This is a genomic window from Bradyrhizobium sp. WCU1, assembly GCF_053474805.1.
The window spans coordinates 4,691,311-4,707,719 of sequence record NZ_CM130280.1 but is presented as its reverse complement, the minus strand read 5'-3'; the positions used below and the strand labels follow the sequence as shown (position 1 = coordinate 4,707,719).

Genomic DNA, 16,409 nt, shown 5'->3' with positions numbered 1-16,409 from the left:
GGTTCGATGCTACGCATCGCCCCGGAATGACACTTCGTGTCACATCGGCGGCGCGATGCCGTCGCGGCCGACATTGACGCGGTTGGCTTCGAGCGTGCCGTCGTCCTTCTTGACCGCGCCGAAGATGATGATCTTGGCGCCCGGCTTCAGCTCCGACTTGTCGCCGGAGACAAAGGTCACGACCGGGGTGCCGGGCGGCACCAAGACCTTCTTCTCACCGTCCTTGTATTTCACCGTGATGTTCTGGCCGTCGGTGCCCTGCACCGTCTCGGCGACGGTGGCATTGGTCATGGTCGAGTTGGCGCGCAGGTCCCAGGGACGAAAACCTTCGGCGGCGCCGCGCTGATTTTCCGGGAAGATGTGAACCGCGATCGCCCTCTGCGTCCCGTCCGGCTCGGGCATCGCGGTGACGCCGATGTAGGAACCGGACTTGATCTCGGACAGATCGGTCTTGGCGACACCGAACACCGCGACGTTATCGGTCGTCCGCACCTTCATGTCGGCGCCGTCGCGCGACTTGATCGACAGCATTGCGCCGTCGACGGCCTCGATGGTGCCGCGAATGCGCACGGTCGGCGGCTGCTGCGCCGACGCGGTCGAGGCAACGGCAACGAGAAGCAATGCGGCAAGGAATGGTGACTTCGGCATGGTGTCCCTCATGGGTTTGGCTGGCGATTGGGGAACACCGGGGAATTGGTGGTATTCCGTGCAAGCCACAACTCCTCGCGGGAGTGACGGCTTGCACGACATTTACGCACCGGATGAGGGACTGTTACTGCAGTCACGGACAGGTGATGCGCTTGAGCGCTGCACGGCGATCGTAGCCCGGATAGTCTTCGTCGTCCCGGGCAAGCGAATCGCGACCCGGGACGACGTGTTGAGAGAGCTACGCCTCGCGTCACATCGGCGGTGTCAGCCCGTCGCGGCCGACGCTGATGCGGTCGGTCTCGAACGAGCCGTCGGGCAGCTTCTTCATGAAGGCGATGACCTTGGCGCCGGCCTTCAGGTCCGCCTTGTCGCCGGGAACATAGGTCACGACCGGCGTTTCCGGCCCGACCTGCACTTTCTTCTCGCCGTCCTTGTACTTGACCAGCAAGGTATGGCCGTCATTGCTGACCACGGATTCCGCGACGGTCGCGTTGGTCATGCTGCTGTTCGGCTTCAGATCGTAAGGCCGCGAACCTTCACCGGTGCCGCGCATGTTTTCGGGGAACACATGCACCTCGACCGCCTTCGGCGTGCCATCGGGGCCGGGCACCGTGGTCGTGCCGATGAAGGAACCGACCTTGATGTCGGACAGGCCGATCTTGGTGAGGCCAAGCACCAGCATATTCCCTGCCATGTGCAGCTTGACCTCTTCGCCGCTGCGCGACTTCACCGCCAGCGTATCGCCATCGACGCTCTCGACGGTTCCGCGCACCCGGGTCGGGGTCGGCGGCTGCTGCGCAAGCGCGTAGAGCGTGGATGCCGTCACCATCGCAAGCGCAATGAACGGACGAACGAGATGGGAGCGGCGGGCAAGCATGGTTGATCTCCGGGAGGGAACGCGGGGGGACTAACACGAGACCCCGCTCCGGAGACGCTATTCCAAGGCTCAAGTCTTTGTGAGATCGGCCTCGACGATCGCACGCAGCTCCGCCGTTACCTGCGGGCGCTGCCCGAACCAAAGCTCGAAACCGCGCACCGCCTGATGCAGCAGCATGCCGAGCCCGTCGGCGGTCCTCAGCCCCCGCGCCGTTGCCGCCGCAAGCAACGGCGTCACCAGCGGCACGTAGACAATGTCGGAAACAACCGCGCCCTCCGGCAACAGGCCGATATCGATCTCCAACGGAGGCTGGCCGTGCTGGCCGAGCGACGTCGTGTTCACCAGCAGCCCCGCGCGCGGCAACAACTCGCCGACCGTGTCCCAGGTCGCAGGATGCACACCTGCGCCGTACAGGGCGGCAAGCGCGCGGGCGCGGTCGATCGTTCGATTGACCAGGTGCACGCGCGCAATCCCGCGCTCGATCAGGCCGAACACCACCGCGCGCGCTGCGCCGCCGGCGCCGAGCACCAGCGCGTCATCGGTCTTGTCCCAGCCGGGCGCGCAGGCGTCGAGATTGTTGATGAAGCCCTCGACGTCGGTGTTGGTCGAGCGCAACTCGCCATCGGCGAACCACAGCGTGTTGGCAGCGCCGACGGCGCGGGCGCGCTCATCCGGCGCCGACAGCGCCAGCGCGTGCTCCTTGTGCGGACGGGTGACGTTGGCGCCGACGAAGCCGCGCAGCGACAGGCGGAACAGGAAATCCTTGAAATCCTCCGGCGGCACCGCCTCGATCACGTAGCCGCCCTCGATGCCGAGGGTGCGCAGCCAGTAATGATGGATCAGCGGCGAGCGGGAATGCGCCGCCGGCCAGCCGATCAGGCACGCGGCGCGGGTTTTGCCTTGGGATGGCATGCTTGAGGATGTCATGACCGTGACATCGGCCAAGGCACGTGCGCTGTCAATCCGTCCGCTTCGTGTTCCCGAAAACCAGCGCGCTGAGGATGAAGGCGGTGCCGGCGGCGAACCAGATCGCGGCGAGATTGATCCAGTGGTAGGCGATGGCGCCGGCCAGCGCGCCCGCGACCAACGCCGCCCATAGCATCAGATTCGGTAGCCAGGCCCAGCCTGCGCCGCCGGTCAGCGCGGCGGCAATCAATTGCCCGGCCTTGACCAGCGCCCCGGTGACATAGGTCAGGCCAAGCCCGGCCCCGCCTGCAAGCTGGAACACCGCGTTCTCGAGCCCCATCGCCAGCACGATGGCGGCGACGGCGGTGTTCGGCAGACCATTGGCATAGGCCAGTGCCGCTGCCGCGAGCAGCAGCGCCTCGACCAGCAGGATCAGTGGCTGGCGATGCGCGAAGCGGCTGAGCACGATCAGGCTGCCGGCCGCGGCACCCACAACGAACAGCACGATCAGCGCCAGCGCCTCCAGCGCGTGCTGCCAATGCCCCTCGGCCAGCGTGACGCCAAGTCGCGTCGAATTGCCGCTCATGAAAGAGACGAACAGTCCGCCGAGCTGCAGATAGCCGATGGCATCGACATAACCGGCCAGCGCGCTGAGCGCGCAGGCCAGCGCCAGGTTACGGCGGGATTCCAGCATGATGACCTTGCGCCCCCATGGGGACGCAAGCTAGCTGGCCGCGGCCATCCTGCCAACGATCACGCCCGCAGTGCGTGATCGCAGCGCCAGCGTCACGCCGCGTCGCGATGCGCGGCGATGATCTGGTCGGCGGCGCGGCCCGTCACTTCGGCCATGCGGTCGAACTGGCGGGTGAAGGTGCCGGCGCCGGCGGTGGCCGAGCGCAGCTCCACGATGAGGTCGCCGATCTCGGATTCCGGCATCGTGGCGCGAACGCAGTCCCAGCCGCTCCAGCCCTCGCGGGTGTCGAAGCCGAGGATCTGGCCGCGGCGCGCCGACAGGATCGCATTGATCTTGGCGGTCGCCTCGGTCGGACACACGATCTCGACCATATGGATCGGCTCCAGCAGCACCGGCTGGCACTGCGGCAACCCCTCACTGACCCCGATCCGCGCCGCGGTGCGGAACGCGAGGTCGGAGGAATCGACGCTGTGATAGGAGCCGTCGGTCAGCGTGACGTCGACGTCGATCACCGGGAAGCCGAGCGGTCCCCGCGCCAGCGCGTCGACGACGCCCTCCTCCACCGCGCCGATATAGTTGCGCGGCACCGCGCCGCCGACCACCTTCTCGTGGAATTCGAAGCCCGATCCGCGCGGCTTCGGCTTGATGTCGAGCACGACGTCACCGAACTGGCCATGGCCACCGGACTGCTTCTTGTGCCGGCCGCGCTGCGTGATGGCTTTACGGATGGTCTCCTGGTAGCCGATCGCCGGCGGATGCGATTTGACGTTGACGCCGTAGCGGTCCTTCAGCCGCTCCTGGGCGACGCGCAGATGCATCTCGCCCTGCCCCCACAGCACGGTGTCGTGGGTGCGCGGGTTCTGGATCATGGTCAGCGACGGATCCTCCTCGTTCAGCCGCAGCAGCGCCTGGCCGAGCTTGACGTCATCCTTGCGGTCGGTCGCGGCGATCGAGATCGACAGCACCGGAGCCGCCGGCTCGACCTTGACCAGCGAGGCCGGGGCCGTCTTGCCGCTCGAGACCGTATCGCCGGTCTTGATCGCGTCGAGCTTGCCGAGCGCGACGGTATCGCCGGCCTCGGCCTGCGGCCGCTTGCTGTCATGCGCGCCCGAGACCGCGAGGATGCCGGAAACGCGCCCGCTGTCGCCGCTTGAGGATTGCAGCGTCGCGCCGTCATCGAGGCGGCCGGTCAGCACGCGCGTCAGCGACAGCTTGCCGCCATGCTGCAAATGCACGGTCTTGAACACAAAGGCCAGCGCATCCTTCTGATCCTTGATGCCGAGCCGTTTGGCGGTCTCGGTGACGCCCGGCGACTCGTGGCGCAGCGCCTTCATCAAACGGAGCACGCCGTTCTCGCGGCTCGCAGCGCCGAGCAGCACCGGACAGATCAACCCCTCGCGCAATTCGCGGGCGAGATCGTCGAACACGGCATCGCGCGGCGGCTGGATGTCCTCCAGCAATTGCTCCATCAGCGCGTCGTCGTGATCGGCGAGCTTCTCCAGCATCGAGAAGCGCGCTTCCTTCTCGCGATCGAGATTGCCGCCCTCGAGCGCCATCACCTCCGACGGCTTGTGCTCGCGATAGACGAAGGCGCGCTCCAGCGCGAGATCGACGAAGCCCTCGATCAGATCGCCGTTCCAGATCGGGATCTGGCGCAGCACCAGCGGCACGCGCGAGGCCGGCTGCAGCGTCGCGAGCGTTTCGCGGACGCGCTTGTTGGCGCGGTCGATCTTGTTCAGGAACAGGAAACGGGGAATGCCGAGCTCCTCGAGCTCGCGCAGGATGATCTGCAGCTGCGGCAGCTTCTTCTCGTCAGCCTCGCAGACCACGACCGCAGCATCGACCGCGGGCAACGCGGCACGCATGTCGTGCGCGAATTCGATCGAGCCGGGGCAATCGATAAAGGTGTAGCTGTCCCCCATGAAGGTGGTGGTAGCGGCGGTCAGGCCGACGCCCATCTTGTGTTGACGCGCCTCGGGGCTGGCATCGCCGACAGAGGTTCCGGCATCGACGCTGCCGGCAGTCTTGATGGCGCCCGTTCGCGCCAGGATCGCTTCCAGAAGTGTGGTTTTACCGCTTTGGAAAGGGCCCACCAGCGCGATGCACCGTGGACCTCGGGGACTTCTGACGTCTTGTCCCATTGCCGCCTCCTCGTGTTGGAGCTCGGCCCAAGATTGGGTCGGCGACCGTTCATGCTCTGCCTGCGCTTGGCGTTTGGCAAGCGGGAAAACGTCGCTGCGGTGCGGCGGCGCGAACGTTCACGATAACGGGGCTGGGCAACGCCGCTCTCCGAACGGATGTGCCCGATGCGCCGGCTCCTTGGCGCGGCGCCGCGCCAACGCATTCACGATCAGGCCCGTGACCGAAGGCTCCGGCCGCGCCGGATGCAGCACGAAAGCATCGTCGGACAATTCGGCGCGCGCAATGGCATCCTTCTCGGCAAGCGGATGTGCGCGCGGCAACGCCGCGACATGGGGCTCATCGAGGATCAGGCGCTGCGCGAGCCCGGCTTCGGCTGGTAGCGCCGGGCGCGCGAAGCCGACGTCGATCCGGCGCCGCCGCAACGCCTCGGCAATCTCTGCCGCCAGGCTACGCGCGCGCTTTAGCGACCCGGTCGCAGCTCCAGGCTCTCGAGGCCGGCGGCGATGTTGACGCCGACCTGGCCCTGCACGCTGAGCGGCTGCAGAGCGATCGTGTTGTCGGAGCCACCGACCAGCACATTGCCGCCGACGCCGACGCCGAGCGTCGCGCTGCCCTGCGCGCCGGCATAGTTGCCCGAGAGTGCCCCAGGCCCGAGCCGCTCCACCGGTGCGTAGACGCCCCAGGCCAGCGCCGATTCCTGGGTAATGCCGAGATCGATCCCGACCTTCTGGATGGTCGCGATGTAGCGGTCCTCGGGCAGGCCATTGGCGCGCAGCACGCAGCCGAGATGGGTCACGGAACCGACGATGAAGCCGACGCTCGCGCCGCCGCGGCATTCCAGGACGCCGACCTGTACGCGCTGGCTCGGCTGTTGGGCGTTGGCGCCGCCGATTGCGGCCAGCGTGGTGATGGCGGCAGCGGCGAGGAGAGTGAAGCGACGCATGTTGGGGAATCTCCGGCTGAGAGGCATGACGCGAGCAGAGAACTGAACGGCGCCGTGTCCGCGGCGCGGTTGCATCCTATGCCATAACACCGAATGGTCAGCCAGAATTTGCGGTGCCCGGCCACCGATTGTTGCCGGATGTGGCGGTGTTGCGATGTTCCTTCGGGGCCGCCGCAATGGACAGCAAGCAACAGACAAAAAAGAGGCCCGCTTTCGCGGGCCCCTTGATCAGACACCGACCGGCTTAGTGGTGGTGGTGATGACGGTGGTGGCGATGATGCCGGCGCGGACCGCTGGTGCGGACCGGCTCGAGATCGATCCCGGCGATACCGGCCGCGACGTTGAGGCCGGTCTGGCCCTGCAGGCTGATCGGCTGCAGCGCATAGGCGTTGTTCGGGCCACCGAACAGGAAGTTACCGCCGGCGCCGAGGCCGACCGAGGCGTTGACGCCGACGCCGCCGTAGCTGCCGGCGAGCGCACCGCGCGGCACCACCGTGGTCGGTGCACTGACGGCCCAGGCGAGCTGGGTCTGCCCGGTGAAGCCGAGGTCGACGCCGATCCGCTTCACGGTCGCAAGATACGGCTCGGGCCGACGGCCGCCGCTCTGGAACACGCATTCGAGGCGGGCAACGGAGCCGACGACGAAGCCGACGTTCTCGCCGCCCTGGCATTGCAGAACCCCGGCCTGAACCTGCTGGGGCGCCGCGTTGGCAGTGGCGAACGGCGCCAGCAACGCAAGCGCTGCAAGGGTGAGAGTCGAAAGTCGCATGGATCTGTCTCCGCAAGGTGAACTGAAATTGCAATTTGCGCGGCGGACAGAAAGCAAGGGTCGTGTCCAAAACAAGGCAGATCGCAAAGGGGTCGCAAAAACTTCCCGCGTGTGGCATCGATGTTCGCGCACACGCGCGTGAGGTGAGCAGGTTGTGAATTGACTCTGCGATTTTACCGGCGCGCGATGTCGCAGGATAAACGAAAACGCCCCCGCACCAGGTGCGGGAGCGTTTTTTAGTCTCTTGGTTCGGAATTAACTATCGCAGATTGCCGCAGAAGCGCTGGATGCGCTTGCAGGCATCCTCGAGATCCGAGGTCCTGGTGGCGTAGGAAATGCGGAATGCAGGGCCAAGGCCGAACGCCGAGCCCTGCACGACGGCGACGCCTTCGCTCTCGAGCAGCTCGGTGACGAACGCCTCGTCATTGTCGATCACCTTGCCCGAGGGGGCCGTCTTGCCGATCGTGCCGGCGCAGGACGGATAGACGTAGAACGCGCCTTCCGGCCGCGGGCACTCGATGCCGCTCGCCTGGTTGAGCATCGAGACCACGAGGTCGCGGCGCTCCTTGAACACCTTGTTGTTCGCGGCGATGAAGTCCTGCGGACCGTTGAGCGCCTCGACCGAGGCCCACTGCGCGATCGACGACGGGTTCGAGGTCGATTGCGACTGGATCGTCGCCATCGCCTTGATCAGCTGCGCCGGACCGCCGGCATAGCCGATGCGCCACCCGGTCATGCAATAGGCCTTCGACACGCCGTTCACGGTCAGCGTGCGATCGTAGAGGCTCGGCTCGACCTGCGCTGCGGTGGTGAAGACGAAGTCGTCATAGACGAGGTGCTCATACATGTCGTCGGTCATCACCCAGACATGCGGATGCTTGACCAGCACGTCGGTGATCGCCTTGAGCTCGCTCCTGGTATAGGCCGAGCCGGTCGGGTTCGACGGCGAGCACAGGATCACCCACTTGGTCTTCGGCGTGATCGCCTTTTCGAGATCTTCCGGACGCAGCTTGAAGCCGGTCGACGCGGGGCACACCACCGGGACCGACTCGCCGCCGGCGAGCGCGACCATCTCGGGATAGCTGACCCAATACGGCGCCGGGATGATCACCTCGTCGCCGGGATTGATGGTCGCCATCAGCGCGTTGTAGAGCACCTGCTTGCCGCCGGTGCCGACGATGATCTGGTTCGGCTTATAGCTCAGGCCATTCTCGCGCGAGAACTTGTTGATGATGGCTTCCTTGAGCTCCGGTATGCCGCCGACGTCGGTGTACTTGGTCTTGCCGGCCTCGATCGCGTGGATCGCCGCCAGCTTGATGTTGGCGGGCGTGTCGAAGTCAGGCTCGCCGGCCCCGAGGCCGATGACGTTGCGGCCCGCGGCTTTCAGCGCGCGTGCTTTGTCCGTGACCGCGATCGTCGCGGACGGCTTCACACGGTCGAGCGCAGCGGACAGGAAGGCCATTATCATCTCCTGGCAAACGTCGTGAGCCGTTGGGCCACGACTTGATTTGAATGGGATTGCGGCACCCTAGGCCTGTCGCCGCTGCATCGCAAGAAGCTTGGCGATAAAGCACGAAAACTTTCGCGCATGGCGCGCGACATGCGCAATATTCCGCAAGTTCCAGCCCCAAATGACTCATATCCGGCAAGACCTGTCATGGCCGCTCCGGCCTTGCCGGCAAGGCCCGCGGCTGCGTCCGCCGCCGCGGATTGCTCCGAGGACAATGTGCCGTGCGGCGCCTGCCTGAAGCTGCCGACGGCAGGCCGTCCGGCGCAGCCGGCAGCACATCCCGCGATGCGGCTGCCACGTTGACGTTTCTGAATTGCAGCACATCGGCCACCGCCATCGATGGCATCGACCGGCACCATGCACAGCGTCGCGCAGGCGTGATCCGAATTGTTCTGCTGTGTTGATGGAATCGTTCTGCACGCGTGCAGTGCGGTAGACGTTTCGACTTTTTCCACATTGCAGGGCTTGCGACGCACCCCTGTCAGCATCATTGTTTAGCGGCGTTGCGGTGTGACAGGCCGCGCAACTTTGAAGCGTACCGTCTCCCTGACCTGAGTGAACCCCGACGCAATGTACAAGCTCTATTCGATGCAGCGCTCCGGCAACAGCTACAAGGTTCGGCTTGCGCTTGCCGTGCTGAACACGCCGTACGAGGCGATCGAGATCGACATCCTGCGCGGCGAGAGCCGGACCCCGGAATTCCTGGCCAAGAATCCGAGCGGCCAGGTGCCGTTGCTCGAGGTCGCCGAAGGCCGCCACCTCGCCGAGTCCAATGCCATCCTCTGGTACGTCGCGATCGGCACGCCGCTGGCGCCGGAGTCGCGGATCGAGCGCGCCGAGGCGCTGCAGTGGATGTTCTTCGAGCAGCACGCGCTGGAGCCGAATATCGGCGCCGCCTATTTCTGGCTGTCGCTGGTCAAGGGCGGGCGCGACCTGCAGACCCACGCGCTGGAAGACTGGATGGAGCGCGGCTATGCGGCGTTGCAGGTGATGGAAAATCATCTCAAGAACCACACGTTCTTCGCCGCCGAGCAGTTCACCGTCGCCGACATCGCGCTCTACGGCTACACCCACGTCGCCGACCGCTGCGACTTCGACCTGGCGACCTTTCCGTCGATCCGGGCCTGGTTGAAACGGGTCGAGCAGACCCCCGGATTTGTCTCGATGGATTGGCAGCCGGGTCCCGAGGCGGAGCTCCAGGCTCGCCTCGTCGCCGGCGTCTGAATTCCGAGAATAGCGGGGAAATTGCCCAAATTGCGGGCAAAACCTCCGCATGGGCCGCATTTTCGCCGCTTTCAGTGGGCTCCGCCGCCGCAATGTTGCCGGTCACGGGCGGCAGATTCGCTCGGATGTCGTGAGTGATTCGCTCGCGACCTGAGGGATTTAGACCATGAAACGGTGGTCCGGCACGGCAGGCTTCCATGGCCGCCCTGCCCCGGTGGCATCATCCCGGCTGACCAACGCGATCGCCGCGTCGCTCGCGCTTGGCGCATTGACGCTGTGCCTGGTCGTCGCCGTGACGGTGCTGTCGGGCAACATCATCCTGGCAACACCGATCCCGGCATAATCAAGCAGTTTCCGATTGGCACCTGATCCGCGGCGAGGCGCGGGAGAGACAGCGGCACGACATGATGAAGACCCCCGTGGGACTTGTGACCGTGACGCTGTCGGCGGCGATCCTGCTGGCGGCATCGCTCCTGATCGTGACCGGCACGCAGGGCGAAGACCGCGCGCACCCCCCGCAGGTGACGACGCCTGCCGCCAAACCGGCCCAGCACCGCTAGACTAGCGCAAATGCGCTAGCTCCATCTGTGGAAGATGAAGAACGCGCCGGCGGCGATGAAGGCAAATCCGAGCGCGTGATTCCAGCCCAGCGGCTCCTTCAGGTACAAGACCGAGAAGGCTGCGAACACGACCAGCGTGATCACCTCCTGCATGGTCTTGAGCTGTGCCGCGCTATAGACCTCGCTGCCCCAGCGATTGGCCGGCACCGCCAGCCAGTATTCGAAGAAGGCGATGCCCCAGCTCACCAGAATGACGATGGGGAGCGAGTGATCCTTGAACTTGAGATGCCCGTACCAGGCGAAGGTCATGAAGACGTTCGAGGCGAACAGCATCAGGATCGGCAGCAGCGACGGAGAAATGGCGGGCATCGATATCCTCTTCGAGCAAAGCACGCGGTAACCCGCGGGCCCGGAACCGGGTTCCATCCGACCTGCATATCATTTGATTTGAAAGCAACGAAAGCTCGCTCGGCCCGCGCAAGGGTCGCTTAACGGTCGGCACGGAAATCCCGGCGCCGTTGCGGCCCTGTCGTCAAACTGCGGCTTTATCGTTTGTCCGATGGATAGCGAGAACGCGCATGCGGCTTGATTGGCGTGCAATTTCAGGTCCGGCCCTGGCGGCGATCACGGGGCTCGCCGCCTTCCTGATCGATCGCCTCATGATCGCCGTTCCCAACCCTGCGCCGCTGTTCGTCTGCATCGTGGCGCTCGCGAGCTCGATCAGCGGCATCACTTCCGGGCTGATCTCCGCCGCGATCGCGGTGGCCGCCTCGGCGCTGTTCTTCCTCGATCATCGCGCCCTGCCCGGCTACGACATAGCCGACCTCGCGCGGATGCTGATGCTGGCGGCGACCGCGGCCGGCACCGCCCTGATCACAGGAATGCTGCGGCAGAAATGGATCGATGCCTTTGCCGCGGAGCAGCAGCACCACGCCACCGCGGCGCGGCTCGCTGCCGCGCTCGACCAGGTCGACATCGGCATCGTGCTGCTCGACGCCGATACCCGCGCCGAGTTCATCAACCGCGCCTTCCGGGATTATTTCGCGCTGTCCGACGCCCAGGCCGACAGCAAGCCGCCCTTCGTCGCGCTGATGTATCATGGCCGCGACACCGGCGCCTATCAATTGCCCGAAGACGAGCTGAGCGCGTTCGTCGCCAAGCGCATCGAGATGATGCGCGCAGGCGATTCCACGCCGATCAACCTCAATCTCGCCGACGGCCAGGTGCTGCGCTTCAGCTGCACGGCGCTGCCCGACGGCGGTCGCATGCTGAGCTATACGCCGGTTACCGACCTCGTGCGCCACACCGACGATCCGGCCCGCGCCGACGAATACCGGGCGCAGCGCGCCGGGCGCGAACGCCATCTCGCAAGGCTGCTGCGCGCCGCCGAGTGAGGCACGGCCTCGTTCGCAATTGATCCAGCATCACCGCACCGATAGAAGGTTGCATGCGATGCGCAGGCATCGCGCAACGCAGGATCGCTCATGTCCGACGACGTCACCATCCGCTTTGTCACCCGCGACGATTACGCCCAATGGCTTCCTCTGTGGGACGGCTACAACGCCTTCTATGAGCGGTCGGGACCGACCGCGCTCGCGCCCGAGATCACCGCGATGACGTGGCAGCGCTTCTTCGATGCATATGAGCCGATGCATGCGCTGGTCGCCGACGCCGGCGGCGAACTGCTCGGCCTGACGCACTATCTGTTTCACCGCTCGACCACCGCGATCGCGCCGACCTGTTATTTGCAGGATCTCTTCACCAGCCAGGCGGCGCGCGGCAAGGGCGTCGGCCGCGCGTTGATCAACGGCGTCTATGCGCAGGCCAAGCTTGTCGGATCGCCACGCGTCTACTGGCAGACGCATGAGACCAATCACACCGCAATGCAGCTTTATGACAAGGTCGCGGACCGGCCCGGCTTCGTCATCTATCGCAAGATTGTCTGAGCGGGCATTCGCCGCCTGTGGTCGGATAGAGATGTCACCGGCACGTTACAAAGCCGGGCTAGGCTTCGCCCTGCGTAAGATCAGGCCCCCCGTCTCAGATCTTCGCCCCAAGCGGTCCCCGTCAGTCGCCGCGTCTGACCGGGACCGCTTTTTTTGCCGCACTGCTTTCATGACATTGCGTCTGTGACACTGCCCTGCGCGATCGGCGGTAGAACGGCACCTTGCTTGCGTCGTCCCGGCGAAGGTCGGGACCCACAATCACAAATCCGCGGGGTGATAGCGTGCTGTGGCTCGAACGTTTTTCAACAATCGAGTTCGGTGGTGATGGGTCCCGGCCTTCGCCGGGACGACGCCGTCGTTGTAGCGAGTACTACACCACCAACCCCTTCATCGGCTTCGCGGGCGCGCTGTCCGGAAACACCGCATCCGCCAGCACGCGCTCGCCAATTCCGAACTGGTCATGCAGCACGCCCTTGATCACGGCGCGCAGGTCGGTGGTCGCAGCGAGGTCGCGGGCCTGGTAGAGGTTGGCGGGCTTCAGGCCCGGCCAGTCGGTAATCATGCGGCCGCCATTCACCGCACCGCCGGCGAGCAGCGCGATGGTACCGGTGCCGTGGTCGGTACCTTCGGTGCCGTTGATGCGCGCGGTGCGGCCGAACTCGGTGGCGACCACGATCACGGTGTCGCGCCAGCGCGCGCCGAGGCCGCTCTGGAATTCCGCCAGCGCGCCGTCGAGACCGCCGAGCAGTTGCGCGAGCCGGCCGACCGGCCCGCCCTCGTTGGCATGGGTATCCCAGCCGTCGAAGGCGAGCGCACCGATCCGCGGACCGTCATCCGCCGCCATCAGCTTGGCGGCGCCGCGCGCCACCAGACGCATCGCCGCCACGCCGCCGCCGCCGGGCTTCGGCTTCATCTCGTCGCCCTGCGCCTGCTTCTCGAGTTGCAAGCCTTGCGTCAGCGCGCTCGCCAGCGTCGGATCGCGATGCTGATAGAGATCGAGCAGCCGCATCGCGGTGTCGTCGGCGGCCTGCGGCAGCGCGGTCGGCGCCCAGCCGACGGTCGGCGCGGCGCCGCGCAACACCAGAGGCGTGGTCGGGCCGACCGCGAGCGCGCTCGTCACCCGCTCGCCCTTCGGCAAGGCTTCGAGCGCGCGGTTGAGCCAGCCGGACTGCACGCGGCCGGGACCGGGAAAGCCGCTCTCCAACACGTCCTGGCCGTCGAAATGCGAGCGATCGCGATAGGAGGTCGCAACCGCATGCACCACCGCGGCCTGCTTGGCACGATACATCCGCGCGAATTCCGGCATCGCCGGATGCAGCCCGAAGAAGGGGTCGAGCATCACGGCCGCGTTCGGCCCATCCGCCCTCAGCGCGATCGCACCATGCAGGCCGGCATAATCGGGATCGCCGATCGGCGCGACGGTCGCAAGACCGTCGAGCGCGCCGCGCAGGATGATGGTGACGAAGCGTGGATCGCGGCCATCGGCGGCACGCGCGAATTTCGGCAGATAGGCCCAGGCGGCAAACGAGGCGCCGCCGAGCAGCAGCGCGCGCCGCGACGTCGCCTGCATCATCAGGCTCTCGGAGCAATCCATCGTCATCTCCTCTGGAATTCCGGCGACATCAGCAGCAGCGCCAGCGCCTGCTGCCGCGATTCCGCGCGCTCGATCGTGCGCCGCGTCTCCGGCGATGCGGCATCTGCCGCAATCAGCTCGAGCAGGTCGCGCGGATCGAACTTGTCGGCGAGCTGTGAGGCGAGCTGCGCCGAGATGTCGAGCCTGAGCTTGAGGCCTTCAGGCGCCGCCCAGGCGGCAGCGGTGTCCGGAAAACCGTTCGGCCCGGCCGGCGACCACAGCGGCTGGCCGAGCACATTGAGGCCGTTGAGATAGCGGCCCGGGTCCTCGGGATTGCGCGCCAACAGCCGGCCCGACGCGACCAGGAATTCGTAAGGCGAACGCATTTTTGTCAATGGCGCCTGCCACGCCTCGTTGGATCCAACGAGCGCGGTGGCGAGCGCCCTGAGATCGCCGTCGGTCTTGCTGAAAGTGTCTTGCAGCCTCGCCACCAGTGCCGGCGGCGGATCGTCGGCAACGAAGTGACGCGCGAACTTGGTCGCGATGAACTTTGCGGTCGAGGGATGCCGCGCGATGTCCGACAGCACTGCCTCGCCCTGCGCGATGCCGGCCTGCGCATAGGTCTTGCCCAGCACCTGCTGCGGACCGGGCTGGTGGGCGTTGGCGTTGAACACGAAGCTGCCGGGCGCGCCGAGCTGGCCCTGCCGTCCGGCGAATGTCCAGCCGGTGATGACGCGCGCCAGCGACGTCACGTCGTCCTGGGTGTAGCCGCCGCCGACGCCGAGCGTATGCAGCTCCATGATCTCGCGGGCGAGATTCTCGTTCAGGCCGCGGTGGCGATTGATGCCGGCGCGCGACTCCGGGCCGAGCGATTGCTGGTTGTCGAGGAAGAACAGCATCGCCGGATGCTGCTCGACCGCCTTCAGCATATCGGCGAAGCGGCCGAGCACGTGCGGGCGGATCGCCTCGCGCTCGAACGAGCCGGCCCACATCCGCGCCAGCGCGCCCTTGTTGGCCGAGATGCAGAAGTGGTTGGACCAGAACACCACGAGCCGCTCGGCGAAACCGCAATCGGCGATCACGCCGCGCTGCAGCCGCGCCAAGGCCTCGGCGCGGAACGTCTTCTGGATGATGTTGGGCGGCTCGGTCGGCGGCTTCGGTGGATTAGCCATCGTCTGCATCGTCGGAGGCTGCATCGCGGCCGGCAGCGTCATCGCCGCATTGGCATTGTCGGCCGACTGCATCGCCGGATCCTTCGCCGCGATCTCCTTCGCCGCCGACGACAGCGACAGATTGCGCCGCGGCTGCGGCTTCGCGTCCGAGCCCTGCGGTGGCATCTCGCTCGCACCTTGCTGCGCGGCTTTGGCGGCGTTGCGCTCCTGCTGGATCTCGAACTGATAGTCGAACACCTGCTTGCCGAGCTCTGGCGTCGAGAGCAGGCCCGGCACTTCGAGCAGCGCACCGTTCGGACGCGCAAGTTCCGTCAGCACGAAACCGCGCGGATCGGAGGCCGCGTTGATGAAGTCGCCGGCTGCGCCGCCGCGGGCGCCGAATCCAAACCGGTTGAGCGCAATCAGCGCCGCTTGCGAATCACGGGCCATCGGAATTCCCTTAACGGCCGATCCCGGCTATATCGGTTGCCGGCATCATAGCGCGGTCCGGGATGAACCCGAGATTAATTCGTGCATTAAATCGCGGTTAGAAATGGACCTCTCGTCAAGCGATCGTTCCGAACGAGCTTCACCACGTCGGCTCGCCTGCGCGGCATGCGGCAGCGAGTTCTCCTGCTCGCTCACGGGATCGTGCTGGTGCTTCGACGAGAGCTTTCGCCTGCCGATGCCAACCGACGGCGCGGACTGCCTGTGCCCCGCATGCCTGCGGAAACTGGCGGACCAGCAAGCGGCGGCGCGCGGCAAGTGAACATACAAGTGAACACGCCCTGGACCGTCGACGCTATCCTGCTCGACATGGACGGCACGCTGCTCGACACCGAGAAGGTCTACTTCGAGAGCCTGGTCGCGGCGCTCAATGCATGCGGTTACACCGACGATGTCGTCGCGCTGTGCCATTCCATGGTCGGGCTTCCCGGCCCGGTCTGCGAAGCGATGCTGCGCGATCATTACGGCGCGGCGTTTCCGCTCGATGCCGTCAACCTTGCATTCCTCGAACATCGCGACCGGATGATGCGCGCGGGCCTGCCGCTCAAATCAGGCACGCTCGACCTGCTCGACGCCATCGCCGCCGCGGAACGCCCGATGGCGATCGTGACCTCGTCCTCGCGCCGCTCGGCCGAGCGCAACCTCAGCCTCGCCGGCATCCGCGATCGTTTCGAAACGCTGCTGACGCTCGACGACGTGACGCATGGCAAGCCCGACCCGGCGCTCTATCTCAAGGCCGCCGCGCAGCTCGGCGTGCGACCTGCGGCCTGCATCGCGGTCGAGGACTCCAACCACGGCGTCGCCGCCGCGCATGCCGCCGGCGCGATCACGCTGATGGTCCCGGACATGGCGCCGCCGACCGAGGAGACGCGGGCAAAATGCGCGGCTGTGTTGCCGGACCTCAACGCGGTGCTGGCGCTGCTGCAGGAGCGCGGCGCGCTTTAAGCGCCATCGCGATC

Annotated in this window: 18 protein-coding genes; 6 read left to right on the top strand and 12 right to left on the bottom strand. The window is 66.2% G+C overall.

The window, feature by feature from the left end:
- Nucleotides 1-39: 39 nt before the first annotated feature.
- The 9 genes from ACTUWL_RS21770 to ACTUWL_RS21730 form a co-directional block, all read right to left on the bottom strand.
- A complete protein-coding gene (locus tag ACTUWL_RS21770; RefSeq protein ID WP_021080681.1) occupies nt 40-648 on the bottom strand; it encodes a malate dehydrogenase in 609 nt (202 codons plus the stop codon).
- Nucleotides 649-898: 250 nt separating this feature from the next.
- Nucleotides 899-1,477: a hypothetical protein gene (locus ACTUWL_RS21765; protein ID WP_373011594.1), complete on the bottom strand. Its 579-nt coding sequence runs from the start codon at nt 1,475-1,477 to the stop codon at nt 899-901.
- A gap of 117 nt (nt 1,478-1,594) precedes the next feature.
- The gene (locus ACTUWL_RS21760) at nt 1,595-2,437 is read right to left on the bottom strand and encodes a shikimate dehydrogenase (protein ID WP_021080683.1); all 843 of its coding nucleotides are present in this window, start codon (nt 2,435-2,437) and stop codon (nt 1,595-1,597) included.
- Nucleotides 2,438-2,483: 46 nt separating this feature from the next.
- Nucleotides 2,484-3,125 (bottom strand): YoaK family protein, encoded by a 642-nt coding sequence (locus ACTUWL_RS21755; protein ID WP_021080684.1) that lies wholly within the window; start codon nt 3,123-3,125, stop codon nt 2,484-2,486.
- A 92-nt stretch (nt 3,126-3,217) separates the two neighbouring features.
- A complete protein-coding gene (locus ACTUWL_RS21750) occupies nt 3,218-5,266 on the bottom strand; it encodes an elongation factor G (protein ID WP_021080685.1) in 2,049 nt (682 codons plus the stop codon).
- Between the two features lie 117 nt (nt 5,267-5,383).
- Nucleotides 5,384-5,689, bottom strand: coding sequence for a LysR substrate-binding domain-containing protein (locus tag ACTUWL_RS21745; RefSeq protein WP_035652463.1), 306 nt, complete (start codon nt 5,687-5,689; stop codon nt 5,384-5,386).
- A gap of 38 nt (nt 5,690-5,727) precedes the next feature.
- Entirely contained in the window at nt 5,728-6,210 is a 483-nt protein-coding gene (locus tag ACTUWL_RS21740) for a DUF992 domain-containing protein (protein WP_021080687.1), read from the bottom strand.
- Nucleotides 6,211-6,454: 244 nt separating this feature from the next.
- Nucleotides 6,455-6,979: a DUF992 domain-containing protein gene (locus ACTUWL_RS21735; protein WP_021080688.1), complete on the bottom strand. Its 525-nt coding sequence runs from the start codon at nt 6,977-6,979 to the stop codon at nt 6,455-6,457.
- A 259-nt stretch (nt 6,980-7,238) separates the two neighbouring features.
- Complete coding sequence (locus ACTUWL_RS21730; protein ID WP_021080689.1) at nt 7,239-8,441, bottom strand: pyridoxal phosphate-dependent aminotransferase; 1,203 nt, start codon at nt 8,439-8,441, stop codon at nt 7,239-7,241.
- A gap of 618 nt (nt 8,442-9,059) precedes the next feature.
- On the opposite strand from ACTUWL_RS21730, the gene ACTUWL_RS21725 reads away from it, so the two are divergent.
- From ACTUWL_RS21725 to ACTUWL_RS21715, 3 genes are all read left to right on the top strand, one after another.
- A complete protein-coding gene (locus ACTUWL_RS21725; protein WP_021080690.1) occupies nt 9,060-9,713 on the top strand; it encodes a glutathione S-transferase family protein in 654 nt (217 codons plus the stop codon).
- A 166-nt stretch (nt 9,714-9,879) separates the two neighbouring features.
- Nucleotides 9,880-10,056 carry a hypothetical protein gene (locus tag ACTUWL_RS21720; RefSeq protein ID WP_021080691.1) on the top strand — a complete coding sequence of 59 codons (177 nt, stop codon included), beginning with the start codon at nt 9,880-9,882 and terminating at the stop codon, nt 10,054-10,056.
- 61 nt (nt 10,057-10,117) lie between these two features.
- The gene (locus ACTUWL_RS21715; protein ID WP_021080692.1) at nt 10,118-10,273 is read left to right on the top strand and encodes a hypothetical protein; all 156 of its coding nucleotides are present in this window, start codon (nt 10,118-10,120) and stop codon (nt 10,271-10,273) included.
- A 15-nt stretch (nt 10,274-10,288) separates the two neighbouring features.
- Here ACTUWL_RS21715 and ACTUWL_RS21710 read toward each other — a convergent pair whose 3' ends face one another.
- The gene (locus tag ACTUWL_RS21710; RefSeq protein WP_021080693.1) at nt 10,289-10,642 is read right to left on the bottom strand and encodes a DMT family protein; all 354 of its coding nucleotides are present in this window, start codon (nt 10,640-10,642) and stop codon (nt 10,289-10,291) included.
- Nucleotides 10,643-10,851: 209 nt separating this feature from the next.
- On the opposite strand from ACTUWL_RS21710, the gene ACTUWL_RS21705 reads away from it, so the two are divergent.
- Together ACTUWL_RS21705 and ACTUWL_RS21700 are read left to right on the top strand one after the other, a co-directional pair.
- On the top strand, nt 10,852-11,667 hold the full coding sequence (locus ACTUWL_RS21705) for a PAS-domain containing protein (protein ID WP_021080694.1): 816 nt from the start codon (nt 10,852-10,854) through the stop codon (nt 11,665-11,667).
- Between the two features lie 90 nt (nt 11,668-11,757).
- The gene (locus ACTUWL_RS21700; protein ID WP_021080695.1) at nt 11,758-12,219 is read left to right on the top strand and encodes a GNAT family N-acetyltransferase; all 462 of its coding nucleotides are present in this window, start codon (nt 11,758-11,760) and stop codon (nt 12,217-12,219) included.
- Between the two features lie 370 nt (nt 12,220-12,589).
- Here the strand turns inward: ACTUWL_RS21700 and ACTUWL_RS21695 are convergent, their stop codons facing one another.
- Together ACTUWL_RS21695 and ACTUWL_RS21690 are read right to left on the bottom strand one after the other, a co-directional pair.
- The gene (locus ACTUWL_RS21695) at nt 12,590-13,819 is read right to left on the bottom strand and encodes a DUF1501 domain-containing protein (RefSeq protein WP_035652466.1); all 1,230 of its coding nucleotides are present in this window, start codon (nt 13,817-13,819) and stop codon (nt 12,590-12,592) included.
- Nucleotides 13,816-15,393: a DUF1800 domain-containing protein gene (locus ACTUWL_RS21690; RefSeq protein WP_021080697.1), complete on the bottom strand. Its 1,578-nt coding sequence runs from the start codon at nt 15,391-15,393 to the stop codon at nt 13,816-13,818. The genes ACTUWL_RS21695 and ACTUWL_RS21690 overlap by 4 nt, the downstream gene beginning before the upstream one ends.
- 327 nt (nt 15,394-15,720) lie before the next feature.
- Between ACTUWL_RS21690 and ACTUWL_RS21685 the strand changes: the two genes are divergently transcribed.
- On the top strand, nt 15,721-16,395 hold the full coding sequence (locus ACTUWL_RS21685; RefSeq protein WP_035652469.1) for an HAD family hydrolase: 675 nt from the start codon (nt 15,721-15,723) through the stop codon (nt 16,393-16,395).
- Nucleotides 16,396-16,409 lie beyond the last annotated feature (14 nt).